Origin of the sequence: Terrabacter terrae (genome assembly GCF_039529575.1) — a bacterium.
Lineage (GTDB): Bacteria > Actinomycetota > Actinomycetes > Actinomycetales > Dermatophilaceae > Terrabacter > Terrabacter terrae.
The window spans coordinates 1695731-1711018 of sequence record NZ_BAAANB010000021.1 but is presented as its reverse complement, the minus strand read 5'-3'; the positions used below and the strand labels follow the sequence as shown (position 1 = coordinate 1711018).

Here is a 15288-nt window from a genome sequence, read left to right as displayed (position 1 = left end):
GTCAGAACCTGTGACTGCGCTGTGGGGCCTGCACAAGCGCGGGCGTTACAGTGACCGGGCTCTGCCCAGCGGGACTCCGAGCCCGCCCGCCCCGACCGAAAGTCTTCCCTGTGCGTCTCAACCGTCCGGCCTCCCGCGTGGCCGTTGTCCTGACCGCCGCCCTCGGCCTGTCCACCGTCGCCGCGTGCGGCTCCGGCTCGAGCGGGTCCGACGCCGCAGCGACCTCCACGACGGCCGCCGCGTCGGCTGCCCTGCAGGGCGTCACGGCCACCGGCGCGGTGGACCTCAAGACCGCGCCCAAGGTCACGCTCGGCAAGACGCCGATCAGCTCGAAGGACGTCGAGCACAAGGTGCTGACGCCCGGGACGGGCAAGGCCGCGACCAGGGCGGACACGGTGCGGCTGCGCGCCGAGATCTACAACGGCACCAGCGGCAAGCTCCTCGACGACGGCTTCGCCGCGGGACGCTCGCCCGAGGGCTACCGCCTCGCGCGGACCGACATCGTGGCCGGTTTCACCGAGGGCCTGGTGGGCGCGACCAAGGGCGGCCGCATCGTCTTCACGATCCCGCCGGCCAAGGGCTTCGGCAGCGCCGGCAACCAGCAGCTGGGCGTCAAGGGCACCGACACGATCGTCGTCGTCGCCGACATCGCCGACGTCCACACCCCGCTGACCAAGGTCGACGGCGCGCAGAAGCCCTCGCCCGCGGGCCTGCCGACGGTCGAGTTCAAGAACGGCCCGACGAAGGCACCGACCGTCACCGTCCCCAAGACGAAGGCCCCCACGACCACCCAGGCCGTGACGCTCGTGGAGGGCAGTGGCCCGACGGTGCAGAAGGGCCAGACGATCAGCGCCCAGTACCACGGCGTGCTCTGGAAGGACGGCAGCGTCTTCGACTCCTCGTGGCAGCACGGCCAGGCGGCCGACTTCCCGATCGGGGTCGGTGGCGTCATCAAGGGTTGGGACAACTCGCTGGTGGGCAAGAAGGTCGGTAGCCGCGTGCTGCTCGTCATCCCGCCCAAGGACGGCTACGGCACTGCCGGCAGCCCGCCGAAGATCTCCGGCACGGACACCCTCGTCTTCGTCGTGGACATCCTCGACGCCTACTGAGACAGACCCGCAACGCCCTGAACCAGCAGCGACGAAAGGCAGACCACCATGGCACTGGACGCCGACCGCACGAAGCCCGAGATCGACTTCCCGGAGGGTGACGCGCCCACCGATCTCGTCGTCGAGGACCTCATCGAGGGTGAGGGCCGCGAGGCCAAAGCCGGCGACACCGTCAGCGCCCACTACGTCGGTGTCGCGCACTCGACCGGCGAGGAGTTCGACTCGTCGTGGAACCGCGGTGAGCCGCTGGCCTTCCGCCTCGGCGTCGGCATGGTCATCCCCGGTTGGGACAAGGGCATCGAGGGCATGAAGGTCGGCGGCCGGCGCAGGCTCACCATCCCCTCGCACCTGGCCTACGGGGAGCGCGGCGCAGGCGGCGCGATCAAGCCCGGCGAGACCCTGATCTTCGTCGTCGACCTCGACGACGTGAGATAGCACGGTCACATGGGCTCGCTCCGCTCGCCGGTTCGGCGCGCCCTGACGTCACGCCTTCCCTCCTCGAGTCGCTCGCTGCGCTCGCCTCGCTCTTCAGTCGGGGCGTGACGCGCGCCGAACAGTCCTAGTCCTTCAGCATCCGGGCGGCATACCGCCCCGCGACGGCCGCGCCGAGGAAACCGGCGCGGTCGTCGTCGTATCCGCGCCCCATCGTGCGCAGGGGCACGGGCGTGTCGCGCAGCGCCGCGTCGAGCCCCTCGACGTCCACCTCGTGCAGGCCGAGCCGGCCGCCGCTGGCGCCGCACAGCTCGCGCGCCTGGTCGAGGACACGCCTCCCGAGCCCCCCGGGCAGGCGGGGCACGGGCACGTCCGCCGGGACGAGCGACACGCGGCCGTACGCCGTGAGGCTGTGGTGCGAGACCCCGCGGTGCCGCTCGCGAGGGTCGGCCTCCGAGATCCGCAGGGAGCAGACGGGACGACCGCGGAGGGTTCCGGCCGCGTTGACGGCCTCACCGGCCGAGGTGCCCGAGAAGCCCCACCGGGTGCCCGTCCCGAGGTTGCCCGGGCCCTGGGAGACGACGGTGACGTCGGCGCCGACGACGTGGTGGGCGGCCAGCAGGCCGGTGTGGACGTTGACCGCCTCGAGGTCGCCGCCGTGCGCCTGCCCGACGGTGACGGACGCCGCGAGCCAGCCCGCCCCACGCAGAGCGGCGACCGTGCGGGAGAAGTCGATGGGCAGGGCGCCGCCGTCGGTCATGACGTAGGCGACCCGGAGGTCGGGGGCCACCTCCCGCAGCCCCGCCAGGATCGCCGGCAAGGCCGAGTGGAGGTCCGCGACGACCACCGGCATCCCGGCGAGGTCGTCGGCGTCCGCGAGGGCCGCGTGGTGCTCGCTGTCCTGCTCGTCGACTCCCAGGACCATCGTCTGGCTCGGCGTGTACCGCGCCTTGACGACATGGCCCCTGACCGCCGTCACGTCGTCGACAGGCCGGGGGAGGACGTCCGGTGCCGCGACGACGATGGCGAGGCCACCCGTGCCGAGCCCCCGCTCGAGCGCCGTGGTGTTGAGCAGCACCACGGTGCCGGGAGCCAGCACGCCGACGGCGTCGACGTAGCCGAGCGCGCGGACGCGGTCGCCCGAGGGGAGGCGGACGGCATACTCGACCGCCCCCGCCCAACTGGAGAGCACCTCGACGACGACACCACGGCGCCACTGGATCATGCGGTGACCCTATTCGATCGCATGTTCGGGTAGCGTCGGACTGCCCGCACGCGCGCCGCCCCCGTCAGGAAGGTCTCGATGAGCCCTGCGTCTGCCTCGGCCGAGAAGACCGAACGGCTGCTCAACCTCATACTCGCGCTCAAGTCGGCCCGACGCCCGGTCTCGAAGCAGAAGATCCGCGAGTCGCTGCCGGCGTACGCCCAGGCGAGCTCGGTCGAGGCGTTCGACCGGATGTTCGAGCGCGACAAGGACGAGCTGCGCGAGATGGGGATCCCCATCACGACGACCGTGATCGACGTGCTCTTCGACGACGAGGTCGGCTACCGCATCGACGCCAGTGAGACGGCCCTGCCCGCGATCAGCTTCGAGCCCGACGAGATGGCCGCGCTCGCGCTGGCTGCGCGGGCGTGGTCGACGGCGAGCATCTCCGGGGCCGCGTCGGCCGGCCTGCGCAAGCTGCGCCTGTCAGGCGTCGAGATCGACGAGTCGGTCGCCGCCGGTGCCGAGCCGCGCATCCGCACCAAGGAGCCCGCCTTCGAGGCCGTGCACGCCGCCGTGTCGGCGCTGCAGCCGATCACCTTCGACTACCGCCGCAACGACGGGGAGCTGACCACCCGGCACGTGCAGCCCTGGGCCCTGAAGAACTGGCACGGCCGCTGGTACCTCACCGGCTACGACGTCGACCGTCGCGGCGAGCGCGCCTTCCGCCTGAGCCGGTTCGAGGGCCCGGTGGGCCGCAGGGGCCGCGCGGGGTCGTATGCCGTCCCGACCGACCACGTGCCCGAGGTGGCCCTCGAGGCGGCGCAGCCCGAGCCGGAGGGCACCGCCGTCGTGCGCGTGCGCCACGGCCGCGGCCACACGCTGCGCCGGCACGCCCAGCGCACCACCGAGCTGAACGAGTCGTGGGCCGAGATCGAGCTGCCGTACCGCCGTGGCACCACCGACCGCGACGTCGTCGCGCTCGGCACCCACGCGATCGCCGTGTCGCCGCCCGAGCTCGTCGACGCGGTCCGTTCGGCACTGCTGGCGGTGGCGCAGGCGCACGAGCGGGTCGACGCGGAGCCGGTGGGTGCAGAGCCGGTCGGTGCACGGCCGGCGACGGAGCCGACGCGAACGGGGGAGCAGGCATGAGCGCCGCCCGACGCACGACGGCCCGCCGGCCCGCCGAGACGGCCACCCAGCGCCTCGGCCGGCTGCTCGACATGGTGCCGTGGCTGCTCCAGCACCGCGGGGTGGCCATCGCCGACGTCGCCCGCGAGTTCGGGGTCGACGAGGACCAGATCGTCGAGGACCTCGAGCTGCTCTTCGTCTGCGGCACGCCGGGCTACGGCCACGCCGAGCTCATCGACGCCCAGTGGGACAGCGGCTACGTCTACCTCGACAACGCCGACGACATCGCGGCCCCGATGCGCCTCTCGCGCGACGAGGCCGTCACGCTCACGGCCGGCCTGCAGGCGCTGGGGTCGACCATCGTCGGCTCCGACGTCGTCGAGCGCACCCTGGAGAAGATCCGCGCCGCGGCTGCCACCACGGTGGGGGAGCCCACCGGACGCATCGCCCTCGATCTCGACGACGGCAGCCAGCACCCGGCGATGGCGACCCTCAAGGACGCCTTCGCCCGCGGCCGGCGGGTGCACCTGCGCTACTACGTCGCGACCCGCGACGAGTCCACCGAGCGCGACGTCGACATCATGCGCATCCTCAACCTCGACTCCCAGTGGTACGTCGAGGGCTACTGCCACCGGGCCCGTGGCGTGCGCCTGTTCCGCCTCGACCGCATCGAGGACGTCACGGTCCTCGACGTCGACGGGACGCCACCGCCCGAGGCTCGCCAGCGCGACCTCGACGACGTCTTCGTCCCCGGGGAGAACGACCTCACCGTCGTGCTCGAAGCCAGTCGCTGGGCGGCGTGGATCGCCGACTACTACCCCAACGAGGGGGTGGTCCGCGGCGACGACGGGTCGCTGCAGGTGACGCTCAAGGTGGCCGACCCCGCCCTGGTGCGGCGCCTGGTCCTGCGCCTCGTCGGGGAGGCGCGCGTCGTCGAGCCGTCGGAGCTCGTCGACGCGGTGGCACAGGAGGCGAGCGACGCGCTCGCGGCCTACGACCGCGTGTGACGGCGGCCCCGGCCAGGTTCACGTGGTGGACGGCGCTGTCCACCATGCGGGCACCCGTGGGTCTCCCGGAACTCGGCGGGTCGAGTTCACCGGCCGCACGTATGCTGGACATCTGCAGCACCGAGGCTGCACCTGACGGTCCGGACCCGGACCGGTTTTCCACGAGGAGACGTCACCATGCCCAACCTGGGTGCCCCCGAACTCATCATCATCGCGGTCGTGCTCATCGCCCTGTTCGGCTGGAAGAAGCTCCCCGACATGGCCCGCAGCCTCGGCCGCTCCGCCCGCGTCTTCAAGTCCGAGGTCGACGAGCTGAAGAAGGACGGCAAGCCGGGTGCCAGCGAGGCCTCGCGCAGCACCGTCCCCGGTGACGTCGTCGACGCCGACGCCGAGCGCCGTGCCGCGCAGGCCCGTCTCGCCGACGCCGAGCGCCGCGCTGCCGAGGCCCGCGCCGAGGCCGACCGCCTTCGTGCCGCCAGCGCCAGCGGCGCGCCGACCACGTCGACGCACAGCGGCACCACGCCCGGCTCGACGCAGCCCGGCAGCACCGACGACATCCGTCGCGACACCACGTTCTGAGTGGGTCGGACCCCAGACCCCTTCACCGGACTGACCTGAATGCCCTCACTCCGACGTCAGCGCGACCCCGAGGGGCGGATGTCGCTCGGTGACCACCTCCGTGAGCTGCGCAACCGCATCACCATCAGCGCGATCGCGATCGTCATCGGCGGCGTGGTCGGCTGGGTCTACTACGAGCGGGTCATCGCCGCGCTGACCAAGCCGCTGACGGATCTGGCCGCCCAGCGGCACAGCGTCGTCAACATCAACTTCGCCGGCATGACCGATGCCTTCGCGCTCCAGCTGACGACCTCGCTCTTCGTGGGGCTCATCATCGCCTCGCCCATCTGGCTCTTCCAGATCTGGGGCTTCATCGTCCCGGGCCTGACGAGCAAGGAGAAGCTCGTCGCCCGGCTCTTCGTGGTGGCCGCTGTCCCGCTCTTCCTCGCCGGCTGCTTCTTCGCGTTCATCATGGTCCCCAAGGCCGTGGCCGTCCTGCTCGGCTTCACGCCGACGGGCGCCTACAACCTGCAGGACGGCTCGCAGTACCTCAACTTCGTCCTGAAGTTCATCGTCGCCTTCGGCTGTGCGTTCCTGCTGCCGGTCTTCCTCGTGGCGCTCAACCTCATCGGGGTCCTGCCTGCCCGCACGATGCTCAAGGGCTGGCGTCCGGCCGTCATGATCATCCTCGTCTTCGCGGCCATCATGACGCCGACGCCCGACGCGTACACCATGCTCTTCCTGTCGGCACCCATGGTGGCGCTCTACTTCGCCTCGGTGGGGGTCGCGTTCCTCGTCGACCGCCGCAAGGACGAGCACAAGCCCGACTGGCTCGAGGTCCCCGACGACCAGGCGTCCTCCCTGTAGCGTTCGGGTGTGTCCCAGCGCGTCGCCCTGATCGTCAACCCGACGTCGGGGAAGGGGGCCGGCCGGGTCATCGGTGTGCAGGCCGCCCGGCTGCTGCGCGAGGCGGGCCACGAGGTCGTCGACGTCTCGGGACGCGACTACGCCGAGGCCCGTGATCGGGCTCGCCAGGTTGTGCAGCAGGGGGTCGACGTCGTGGCCGTCGTGGGCGGCGACGGCATGGTCCACCTCGGGGTCAACCTCTGCGGCGGCACCTCGACCCGGCTCGCCGTCGTCGCGGCGGGCACCGGCAACGACTTCGCCCGCAACCTCGGGCTGCCCGTGCGCGACGCCCCCGCCGCCGTGGCCGTGGTCGACGAGGGAGCGACGCGACGGGTCGACCTGGGCCGGGTCAGCCACGCCGCGGCCGGCGAGCGGTGGTTCGGCGGGGTGCTCGGGGCCGGCTTCGACGCCGTCGTCAACGCGCGCGCCCAGCGGATGACGTGGCCGCGGGGGCAGATGCGCTACAACCTCGCCGTGCTGCGGGAGCTGCCCGTCTTCCGCCCCATCCCGTATGCCGTGGAGCTCGACGGCTGCCGCATCGACACGCGCGCGATGCTCGTGGCCGTCGCCAACACCACCTCCTTCGGAGGAGGCATGCGGGTGTGCCCGAATGCGGATGTGGCCGACGGGTACTTCGATGTCATGATCGTGGGTGCACTGTCGATCCCGGCCTTCCTCCGGGTCTTCCCCAAGGTCTACGCGGGGACGCACATCACGCATCCGGCGGTGCAGATCCACCGGGCCCGTCGAGTTCGCTTGGAGGCAGACGGCATTTCTTCGCAGGCTGACGGCGAGATGTTCGCCGACCTTCCCATCGACGCAGAGGTCGTCCCCGGCGCCCTTCACGTCCTGACCCCGACCGAGGTGCCCACGTGATCGCCAGCTGGCCACGCCTGACCGAGTTCGCCGCGCAACTCGACTTCCCGCTGGACGACTTCCAGGTCGAGGCCTGCCGGGCCGTCGAGGAGGGCCGCGGAGTGCTGGTCGCCGCGCCCACGGGGGCGGGCAAGACGATCGTCGGCGAGTTCGCCGTGCACATGGCCCTCGCGACCGGGCGCAAGGCGTTCTACACGACGCCCATCAAGGCGCTGTCGAACCAGAAGTACACCGACCTCGTCCGCGTCCACGGCGCCGAGCGCGTCGGCCTGCTCACGGGCGACGCGTCGATCAACGGGGAGGCACCGGTCGTCGTCATGACGACCGAGGTGCTGCGCAACATGATGTATGCCGGGTCGACCACCTTGCGCGGCCTGGGCTGGGTCGTCATGGATGAGGTCCACTACCTCGCCGACCGGTTCCGGGGCGCGGTGTGGGAGGAGGTCATCATCCACCTGCCGCCCGACGTGAGCGTCGTGTCGCTGTCGGCGACCGTCAGCAACGCCGAGGAGTTCGGTGCGTGGCTGGGCGAGGTGCGGGGCGACACCGAGGTCATCGTCTCGGAGCACCGGCCGGTGCCGCTGTGGCAGCACATGATGGTGGGCCAGACGCTCTTCGACCTCTTCGTCGAGGAGCGTCCGTCCGACGCGGACGACGAGTCCTTCGCGGCCGACCCCGGCTACTACCCCGTGAGCGTCAACCCGGACCTGGTGCACGCCATCCGCGGCTCGGAGGGCCGCGGCGCGTGGGACTCGCACTGGGTCAGCTCCCGGGGCGGGCGCGACAAGGGGCGCCCGCGCGGCAAGAACGGCCGGGGCAGCGGGCACGGCAACGGTCGCGGGAGTGGTCGTGACGACTGGGCGGTCCGGGGCCGCCGAGGCGGGGACTCCTCGGGTGGCCGGGGCCCCGGAGGCGGGGACGGCGGCCGCGGCTTCGCGCGGGGCGGCCGTCCCGGCGGGGGAGCGACCCGTGCCGAGGTCATCGACCGCCTCGAGCGGGAGGGCCTGCTGCCCGCCATCACCTTCATCTTCAGCCGGGCCGGGTGCGACGGAGCGGTCGGCCAGCTGCTCTCGAGCGGCATGCGCTTGATCCCCGAGATCGACGGCGAGGCCAACCGCCGGCTCGTCGAGGAGCGCATCCAGGGCCTGGCCGAGGAGGACCTCTCGGTGCTCGGCTACTGGGACTTCGTCGATGGCATCTCCCGGGGCTTCGCCGCGCACCACGCCGGGATGCTGCCGACCTTCCGCGAGATCGTCGAAGAGCTCTTCACGGCCGGCCGCATCCGTGCGGTCTTCGCGACGGAGACGCTGGCGCTGGGCATCAACATGCCCGCCCGCACCGTGGTCCTCGAGAAGCTCGTCAAGTTCAACGGCGAGAGCCACGTCGACATCTCCCCGGCCGAGTACACCCAGCTCACCGGCCGCGCCGGCCGGCGCGGGATCGACGTCGAGGGCCATGCCGTCGTCCTGTGGAACCGCGGGCTGGACCCTGCCGGCGTGGCGGGCCTCGCGTCGACCCGCACCTACCCGCTGCGCTCGAGCTTCCGCCCCACCTACAACATGGCCGTCAACCTCGTGCGCCAGTTCGGACGCGAGAACGCTCGCAAGATCCTCGAGACCTCGTTCGCCCAGTTCCAGGCAGACCGCGCCGTGGTGGGCTTCGTGCGCACCGTGCGGCGCAACGAGGAGGCCCTCGCCGGCTACGCCGAGCAGATGACCTGCCACCTCGGTGACTTCTCCGAGTACGCCGCGATCCGCAACGAGATCCGTGACCTCGAGAAGGAGGGGGCCAGGGCGCGGTCCGCCTCGACCCGGGCTGCGGCGGCGATCTCCCTGGAGTCGCTGAAGATCGGCGACATCGTCCGCATCCCGGCAGGGCGGCACAGCGGCCTCGCCGTCGTCGTCATGCCCAACCGGGGCGGCAAGGGCGAGGCCGCGTCCCCCGCCGTCGTCACCGAGGACCGCCAGCTGCGGCGTCTCACGCTGCACGACGTGCCGACGCCGCTCGAGCCCCTCGGCTCGATGCGCGTGCCGAAGCAGTTCAACGCCCGCAACCCGAAGGCTCGCCGTGACCTCGCGGCCACGCTGCGCACGACGATGCCCCACGACCCGCCGCGGCGCCGGCGCGACACCGAGCACGACCCCACCGACGAGCGCATCGACGAGCTGCGCCGGCGGATGAAGGCGCACCCCTGCCACCGCTGCCCCGACCGCGAGAACCACGCGCGCTGGGCGGAGCGGTGGTGGCGGCTGCGGCGCGAGACCGAGGGCATCCAGCGCAAGATCGACGGCCGCACCAACTCGGTCGCCAAGACGTTCGACCGCATCTGCGAGCTGCTCCTGACGATGGGCTACCTCGGCGACGGTGGGCAGTCGGTGACCGAGGAGGGCAACCGCCTGCGCCAGCTCTACACGGAGAAGGACCTGCTCGCGGCCGAGTGCCTGCGCGAGGGGACCTGGCGCAGGCTCGACGCGCCGTCCCTGTCCGCCATCGTCTCGACGCTGATCCACGAGCCGCGCCGTGAGGAGGGCGGGCTCACGCCCCGCTGGCCCAACGACGACGTGCGCGAGGCGTACGACCGGATGATCGAGATCTGGTCCGACCTCGAGGACGCCGAAGGCGCCCTCGCGTTGCCGCGCACCGGTATGCCGGACGGCGGGATCGCCTGGGCCATGCACCGGTGGGCGAGCGGGCACCGGCTCGAGGACGTGCTGCGCGGGACCGACCTCGCAGCAGGGGACTTCGTCCGCCGCTGCAAGCAGGTCATCGACCTGCTGGGCCAGCTCACTGACGCGGCCGACCCCGAGCTGGCGAAGACGGCGCGGAAGGCGAGCGACGCCGTGCTGCGAGGCGTCGTCGCGGCCGACCGCCTCGACTGAGACTCCGGAGCCGTCCCGCCGTTCCCGATGTGGCGGCGATTGTCCCCGGAGCGCCTGCCTCGGCTATGGTTGCAGCACCGGTCGACGTTTTTGGTGCTCGTGTCTTCACACGCTCGCAAGGAACGACATTGCGAGCGCAACTGTTTCTTCAGGGTTTCTGGAGTGGTCGCGTCTCTGCCGACCGGGGGTCGCTGACACGCAACGGCTCACTTCACCCAAAGGAGAAAACATGGCACAGGGAACCGTCAAGTGGTTCAACTCGGAGAAGGGCTTCGGCTTCATCGCCCCGACCGAGGGTCCCGACGTCTTCGTCCACTACTCGGAGATCACGGGCAACGGCTACCGCAGCCTCGAGGAGAACCAGGCCGTCGAGTTCGACGTCGAGCAGGGCCCCAAGGGTCCGCAGGCGATGCGCGTGCGCGCGCTCTGATCGCACCGATCTGAGCTGAACCCGCCGGACCCAGGTCCGCACGCCGAAGGCCGGTCCCCGAAAGGGGACCGGCCTTCGTCATCGTTCCAAGCGCCGTGGCGCGACGTGGGGCGACAGGTTCCCCACGCCAGCGCGCCCCTGATGCGCCTCAGATGCGCGTCACGCGCTCGAAGGGGCTGTTGACGCGTACGACCCCCGACTCGAACTTCAGGGTCACCGTGTCGGCCGTGGTCGCGATCACGACACCGAGGCCGTGGCGCAGGTGCGACACCCGGTCGCCGACCGAGAACTCCTCGACGTCGGGTGTCGGAGCTGGCCTGAACGGGCTGCTGGAGAGATGGCGTCGGCGGTCTGGGCTTCCGTGGTTGGGCACCCTCCAGTATGCGCCCTCCCGGGGGCGGTCCCCGTCAGGCGATGCCGAGCGCCGAGATGAGGCGGTCGAAGGACGAGGTGAGGCCATGCTCGAGCGCGAGCCTGGACATCAGGACGGGGTCGGCCACGGCGGACGGCGCCGTGAGGTCGTGGTCGGGCACGGCGGCGTCCTTGGCGACCGCGACGACGCGAGGGGCCGCGTCGAGATAGTCGGCCGCCGCCTCGAGCCGGGCCCGCTGGGCGCCCTTGATGGCGGGGTCACCACCGTCGATGGCGGCGCGGATCGCCTCGAGCGTGCCGTAGGTCGTGATGAGCTTGGCGGCGGTCTTCTCACCGATGCCGGCCACGCCGGGCAGGCCGTCGCTCGTGTCGCCACGCAGGACCGCCATGTCGGCATACGCCGGACCCGTGCCGACGCCGTACTTGGCGGCGAGGAAGGCCTCGTCGACGAGGTCGGGGGAGCGCACCCCGCCGCGGGCGGTGTAGACCACACGCACCTGGTTGGCGTCGTCGACGAGCTGGAACAAGTCGCGGTCGCCCGTGACGATGTCGACCGGCATACGCCCGCTGTAGCGGGTGGCGAGCGTGCCGATGACGTCGTCGGCCTCGTAGCCGTCGACGCCGACCCGGGCGATGCCCAGGGCACGCAGTGCGTCGACGATGATCGGCACCTGCACGCCGAGGGCCTCGGGCACCTGCTCGCCGGCGAGCTCGTCGTCGCCCGGCTCGGCCACCCGGTGCGCCTTGTACGACGGGATCGCCTCGACCCGGAACGCCGGCCGCCAGTCGTTGTCCCAGCAGGCCACGACGTGAGTGGGCCGCCCACGCTCCACGAGCGAGGCGATCATGTCGAGCAGGCCCCGCACGGCGTTGGTGGGGACACCGCTCGGCCCGAAGACCTCGGGCACGCCGAAGAAGGCACGGAAGTAGAGCGAGGCGGAGTCGAGGAGGAGCATCCGAGGGGTGCGGGACGGCATACGCGTGAGGGTACCGGCCGCACGCGACGGCGGACGGACCTGCGGACGTACCGCGATGAGGAACGGAGCGCCCGGCCCGTGACCCCTGCACTAGCCTGCGGCCATGGAAGATCTCGACCGTCGCCTCGTCGGCCTGCTGCTCGCGGACGGCCGGATGAGCTACACCGACCTCGGCAAGGCCACGGGGCTGTCCACCTCAGCGGTCCACCAGCGGGTGCGGCGGCTCGAGGAGCGCGGGGTCGTGACCGGCTACGCCGCGCAGGTGTCCCCGGAGGCGCTCGGTCTGCCGCTGACGGCGCTGATCTCCGTCACCCCCTTCGACCCCAGTGCGCCGGACGACGTCCCGGAGCGCCTGTGGCACATCACCGAGATCGAGGACTGCCACTCGGTGGCGGGGGAGGAGAGCTACGTCCTGAAGGTCCGCGTCGCCACCCCGAGCGACCTCGAGGACCTGCTGGCGCGCATCCGCTCGGCCGCCAACGTCTCGACCCGCACCACCGTCGTGCTCTCCACCCCGTGGGAGGGGCGCAGCGCCTCGGTCGCGCCACCCCAGGACGCCTGAGCGTCGTCAGGCCCTGCCGATCCGGGCCCGGACGGCTCGAGTCACCGCGGCGAGGTCGTCGGGCGTGATCTCGATGTCGAAGCCACGGCGCCCACCCGAGACGAAGATCGTCGAATGGGCGTATGCCGTCTCGTCGAGCACCGTGGGCAGCGCCCGCTTCTGCCCGACGGGGGAGATGCCGCCCACCACGTAGCCGGTGCTGCGCTCGGCGGCCGAGGGGTCGGCCATGGTGACGCTCTTGGCCCCGAGCGCCGAGGCGAGCGCCTTGAGGTCCAGCCGGCCGTCCACGGGCACGACCCCGACGGCCAGGCCCTTCCCGGCGTCGACGAGGAGGGTCTTGAAGACGCGGGCCGGGTCCACCCCGAGAGCCTCGGCCGCCTCCATCCCGTAGCTGGGCACCGCCGGGTCGTGCGGGTACGGGCGGCGCGCGTAGGGCACGCCGGCGCGGTCGAGTGCCACGGTGGCGGGGGTCGCGGGCCCGGCGCCGGGGCGGTCCCGGGCCATCAGGCGTCGGGGACGGAGCAGAGGCCGTCCCAGATCGTCGTCACCACCAGCTCCGTGGCCTCGGTGGCGGTGGTGCCCGGGTGCGTGGTGCGCCACACGGCCAGCCTCTCGCAGCCACCGATGAGGATCTCGGCCATGACGGTCACCCGCCTCGGCTCGAGTCCGACGAAGGCCGGCAGCGTGCGTAGTCCCTCGGCGAACGCCTTGGCAGTCTGCTGTCGGATGCGCTCGACGGACGCCGACGCTTCCCCGATAAGGGCGCCCTCGGTGCGCAGCAGCGCGAACGCCGAGTCGTGGTCGTCGATGAAGGAGAAGAAGGCGTGCACCGCTCCGTGCACCCGCTCACGCGGCGCCGCCAGGGGCCGGGCGACCCAGGAGTCGATGAGCGCCGACAGCAGCTGGCCCCGGGCCCGCTCGATCGTCGCGGCGAGCAGACCCTCCTTGGAGCCGAAGTAGTCGTAGATGAGCGGCTTGGTCACGCCGACGAGCTCGGCGATCTCGTCCATCGTGGCGGCCTGCACGCCGCGGGTGGAGAAGACCTGCTCCGCCACGGCCAGCATCTGTGCCTCGCGCTCGGCGCGGGGGACGCGGACACGGGCGCCGGGGGAGCGGGAGGTCACCGACGCAGTCTATGGCGAGGACGTCCCGCCGGACCGGACCCAGCCCCTGTCGACAGCGGCAGCAGGGTCACGTGCCACGAGAAGACCAGGAGCCGGAGGCACCGGTCGACGGCATACCTATGGGAACCCTTGCGGCGCCAGGACGCCGGCGTGAACATCCCGGCCACGAGGAAGAGGAGCGGCATGCCGACGAGCGAGCCGAGCAGCGCGGCCAGGCGCAGGATCGTGAGCAGGGGTTCCGCGGCCGGGACGGTGCCTGTCAGACGAGCTGGGTCTGGGCGACGGCGCGGCTGGCGGCGGCCGTCGCGGCGGCGCGCGCTGCCACCGCCTCGTGGTCGACGGACTCCTGCCACCACCGGCGGCCTGACTCGGGCAGCGTGTAGATGGGGTCGTAGTAGACGTACTCGCGCGACAGCGCCTCGGTGTCGTCGCCCTCGATCGAGGTGCGGTAGTTCTTGCGCCAGTAGGAGATACCGCGCTCGGTGTCGTACTCCTCGACCTGGTGGACCCACCGCTTGCCGACGAACGGCACGTCGCAGACGATCCGTGGGGTGGAGAAGCCGGGGAGGTAGCCCATCATCGAGTGCTGGAGGTGCTGTGCCTCGGCCAGCGAGAGCCGCCAGTGCTCCGCGAACGGGATCATGTCGCACATGTAGAAGTAGTAGGGCGTCACGCAGGCCTCGTCGGCGAGCGCGAAGCACAGGTCGAGCAGCTGCTCGGTGGAGTCGTTGACGCCGCGCATCAGGACGCCCTGGTTGCGCACGTCGCGGATGCCTGCGTCGAGCATCGCCCGCGCCGCCCGGGCGACCGAGGGCGTCACCGACTGGGCGCTGTTGACGTGCGTGTGGATGGCGAGCGACACCCCACGTGCGCGGGCCTTGGTCGACACGCGCGCCACGCCCTCGACGACGTCCCCGGCGAACCAGTGCTGGGGCAGGCCCATCAGCGCCTTGCTCGCGAGGCGGATGTCGCGGATGTTGTCGATGTCGAGCAGCTGGTCGACGAAGGACTCGAGGTTCTTCCACGGCATGTTCGCGACGTCGCCGCCGGAGACCACGACGTCGCGCACCACCGGGGTGCGGCGCAGGTAGTCGAGGATGGCGTCGTGCCTGGCGACCGGCTTGAGGTCGAAGCGCAGCTTGGCGACCTGCGCCGTCGAGTTGCCGACAAGATCCATGCGCGTGCAGTGCCCGCAGTACTGCGGGCAGGTGGGCAGCAGCTCGGCGAGCACCTTGGTCGGGTAGCGGTGCGTGAGACCCTCGGCGACCCACATGTCGTGCTCGTGCAGCGAGTCCCGGGTGGAGTGCGGGTGCGAGGGCCAGTCGGTGCGGCGGTCGGAGAAGACCGGCAGCATGTAGCGCCGGACCGGGTCGGCGTAGAACGCCTCGGTGTAGTCGGCGCCGGCGGTCGGCACGGGTGCGTCCGTCGCGGGCACCATCGTGTTGAGCATCTGCGGCGGAACCAGCATCGACATCGTCGCGCGCTCCGCCTGGTCCCGCTCGAGGTCGTCGTAGAAGCGGTCGTCGAGCAGGTCGCCCATCACCGCTCGCAGCTGCTTGAGGTTCTTGACACAGTTGACCCGCTGCCACTGGGCGCTGTCCCAGTCGGCCTGGCTGACGTGGGCCCAGCCGGGCAGCCGGGTCCAGTCCGGCTCGACGAGCCGGCGGCGGGCGTACTCGTAGGGCTGTGACACCAGTGTCATGAACCGACGATATCCGAAG

16 protein-coding genes are annotated in these 15288 nt (G+C 71.7%); 10 read left to right on the top strand and 6 right to left on the bottom strand.

What is annotated here, in order from left to right:
* Positions 1-137: 137 nt before the first annotated feature.
* Together ABD194_RS18235 and ABD194_RS18230 are read left to right on the top strand one after the other, a co-directional pair.
* On the top strand, positions 138-1109 hold the full coding sequence (locus ABD194_RS18235; RefSeq protein WP_343993995.1) for an FKBP-type peptidyl-prolyl cis-trans isomerase: 972 nt from the start codon (positions 138-140) through the stop codon (positions 1107-1109).
* Between the two features lie 48 nt (positions 1110-1157).
* Complete coding sequence (locus ABD194_RS18230; protein ID WP_343993993.1) at positions 1158-1544, top strand: FKBP-type peptidyl-prolyl cis-trans isomerase; 387 nt, start codon at positions 1158-1160, stop codon at positions 1542-1544.
* Between the two features lie 124 nt (positions 1545-1668).
* On the opposite strand, the gene ABD194_RS18225 is transcribed toward ABD194_RS18230, so the two are convergent.
* Positions 1669-2766: a DUF3866 family protein gene (locus ABD194_RS18225; protein ID WP_343993991.1), complete on the bottom strand. Its 1098-nt coding sequence runs from the start codon at positions 2764-2766 to the stop codon at positions 1669-1671.
* A gap of 78 nt (positions 2767-2844) precedes the next feature.
* Between ABD194_RS18225 and ABD194_RS18220 the strand changes: the two genes are divergently transcribed.
* The 7 genes from ABD194_RS18220 to ABD194_RS18190 all read left to right on the top strand — a co-directional run bounded on the left by ABD194_RS18220 (position 2845) and on the right by ABD194_RS18190 (position 10532).
* Positions 2845-3897 carry a helix-turn-helix transcriptional regulator gene (locus ABD194_RS18220; protein WP_343993989.1) on the top strand — a complete coding sequence of 351 codons (1053 nt, stop codon included), beginning with the start codon at positions 2845-2847 and terminating at the stop codon, positions 3895-3897.
* Complete coding sequence (locus tag ABD194_RS18215) at positions 3894-4883, top strand: helix-turn-helix transcriptional regulator (protein WP_343993987.1); 990 nt, start codon at positions 3894-3896, stop codon at positions 4881-4883. Before ABD194_RS18220 ends, ABD194_RS18215 begins: the two co-directional genes overlap by 4 nt.
* A 177-nt stretch (positions 4884-5060) precedes the next feature.
* Entirely contained in the window at positions 5061-5462 is a 402-nt protein-coding gene (gene tatA / locus ABD194_RS18210) for a Sec-independent protein translocase subunit TatA (protein ID WP_343993985.1), read from the top strand.
* A gap of 39 nt (positions 5463-5501) precedes the next feature.
* On the top strand, positions 5502-6308 hold the full coding sequence (tatC, locus tag ABD194_RS18205) for a twin-arginine translocase subunit TatC (protein WP_343993983.1): 807 nt from the start codon (positions 5502-5504) through the stop codon (positions 6306-6308).
* A gap of 9 nt (positions 6309-6317) precedes the next feature.
* Positions 6318-7223 carry a diacylglycerol kinase gene (locus tag ABD194_RS18200; protein WP_343993981.1) on the top strand — a complete coding sequence of 302 codons (906 nt, stop codon included), beginning with the start codon at positions 6318-6320 and terminating at the stop codon, positions 7221-7223.
* Positions 7220-10102: a DEAD/DEAH box helicase gene (locus ABD194_RS18195; RefSeq protein ID WP_343993979.1), complete on the top strand. Its 2883-nt coding sequence runs from the start codon at positions 7220-7222 to the stop codon at positions 10100-10102. Before ABD194_RS18200 ends, ABD194_RS18195 begins: the two co-directional genes overlap by 4 nt.
* 229 nt (positions 10103-10331) lie before the next feature.
* Positions 10332-10532, top strand: coding sequence for a cold-shock protein (locus tag ABD194_RS18190; RefSeq protein WP_020144233.1), 201 nt, complete (start codon positions 10332-10334; stop codon positions 10530-10532).
* Between the two features lie 148 nt (positions 10533-10680).
* On the opposite strand, the gene ABD194_RS18185 is transcribed toward ABD194_RS18190, so the two are convergent.
* Positions 10681-10905: a hypothetical protein gene (locus tag ABD194_RS18185; protein ID WP_343993970.1), complete on the bottom strand. Its 225-nt coding sequence runs from the start codon at positions 10903-10905 to the stop codon at positions 10681-10683.
* A gap of 34 nt (positions 10906-10939) precedes the next feature.
* The gene (locus ABD194_RS18180; protein ID WP_343993968.1) at positions 10940-11881 is read right to left on the bottom strand and encodes a 5'-3' exonuclease; all 942 of its coding nucleotides are present in this window, start codon (positions 11879-11881) and stop codon (positions 10940-10942) included.
* A 103-nt stretch (positions 11882-11984) separates the two neighbouring features.
* Here ABD194_RS18180 and ABD194_RS18175 point away from each other — a divergent pair, with 103 nt between their 5' ends.
* Positions 11985-12443 carry an Lrp/AsnC family transcriptional regulator gene (locus tag ABD194_RS18175; RefSeq protein ID WP_343993966.1) on the top strand — a complete coding sequence of 153 codons (459 nt, stop codon included), beginning with the start codon at positions 11985-11987 and terminating at the stop codon, positions 12441-12443.
* A gap of 6 nt (positions 12444-12449) precedes the next feature.
* Here the strand turns inward: ABD194_RS18175 and ybaK are convergent, their stop codons facing one another.
* From ybaK to ABD194_RS18160, 3 genes are all read right to left on the bottom strand, one after another.
* Positions 12450-12947 (bottom strand): Cys-tRNA(Pro) deacylase, encoded by a 498-nt coding sequence (gene ybaK / locus ABD194_RS18170; protein WP_343993964.1) that lies wholly within the window; start codon positions 12945-12947, stop codon positions 12450-12452.
* Positions 12947-13567 (bottom strand): TetR/AcrR family transcriptional regulator, encoded by a 621-nt coding sequence (locus ABD194_RS18165; protein WP_343993962.1) that lies wholly within the window; start codon positions 13565-13567, stop codon positions 12947-12949. Before ABD194_RS18165 ends, ybaK begins: the two co-directional genes overlap by 1 nt.
* A gap of 259 nt (positions 13568-13826) precedes the next feature.
* Positions 13827-15269: a KamA family radical SAM protein gene (locus tag ABD194_RS18160; RefSeq protein ID WP_343993960.1), complete on the bottom strand. Its 1443-nt coding sequence runs from the start codon at positions 15267-15269 to the stop codon at positions 13827-13829.
* Positions 15270-15288 lie beyond the last annotated feature (19 nt).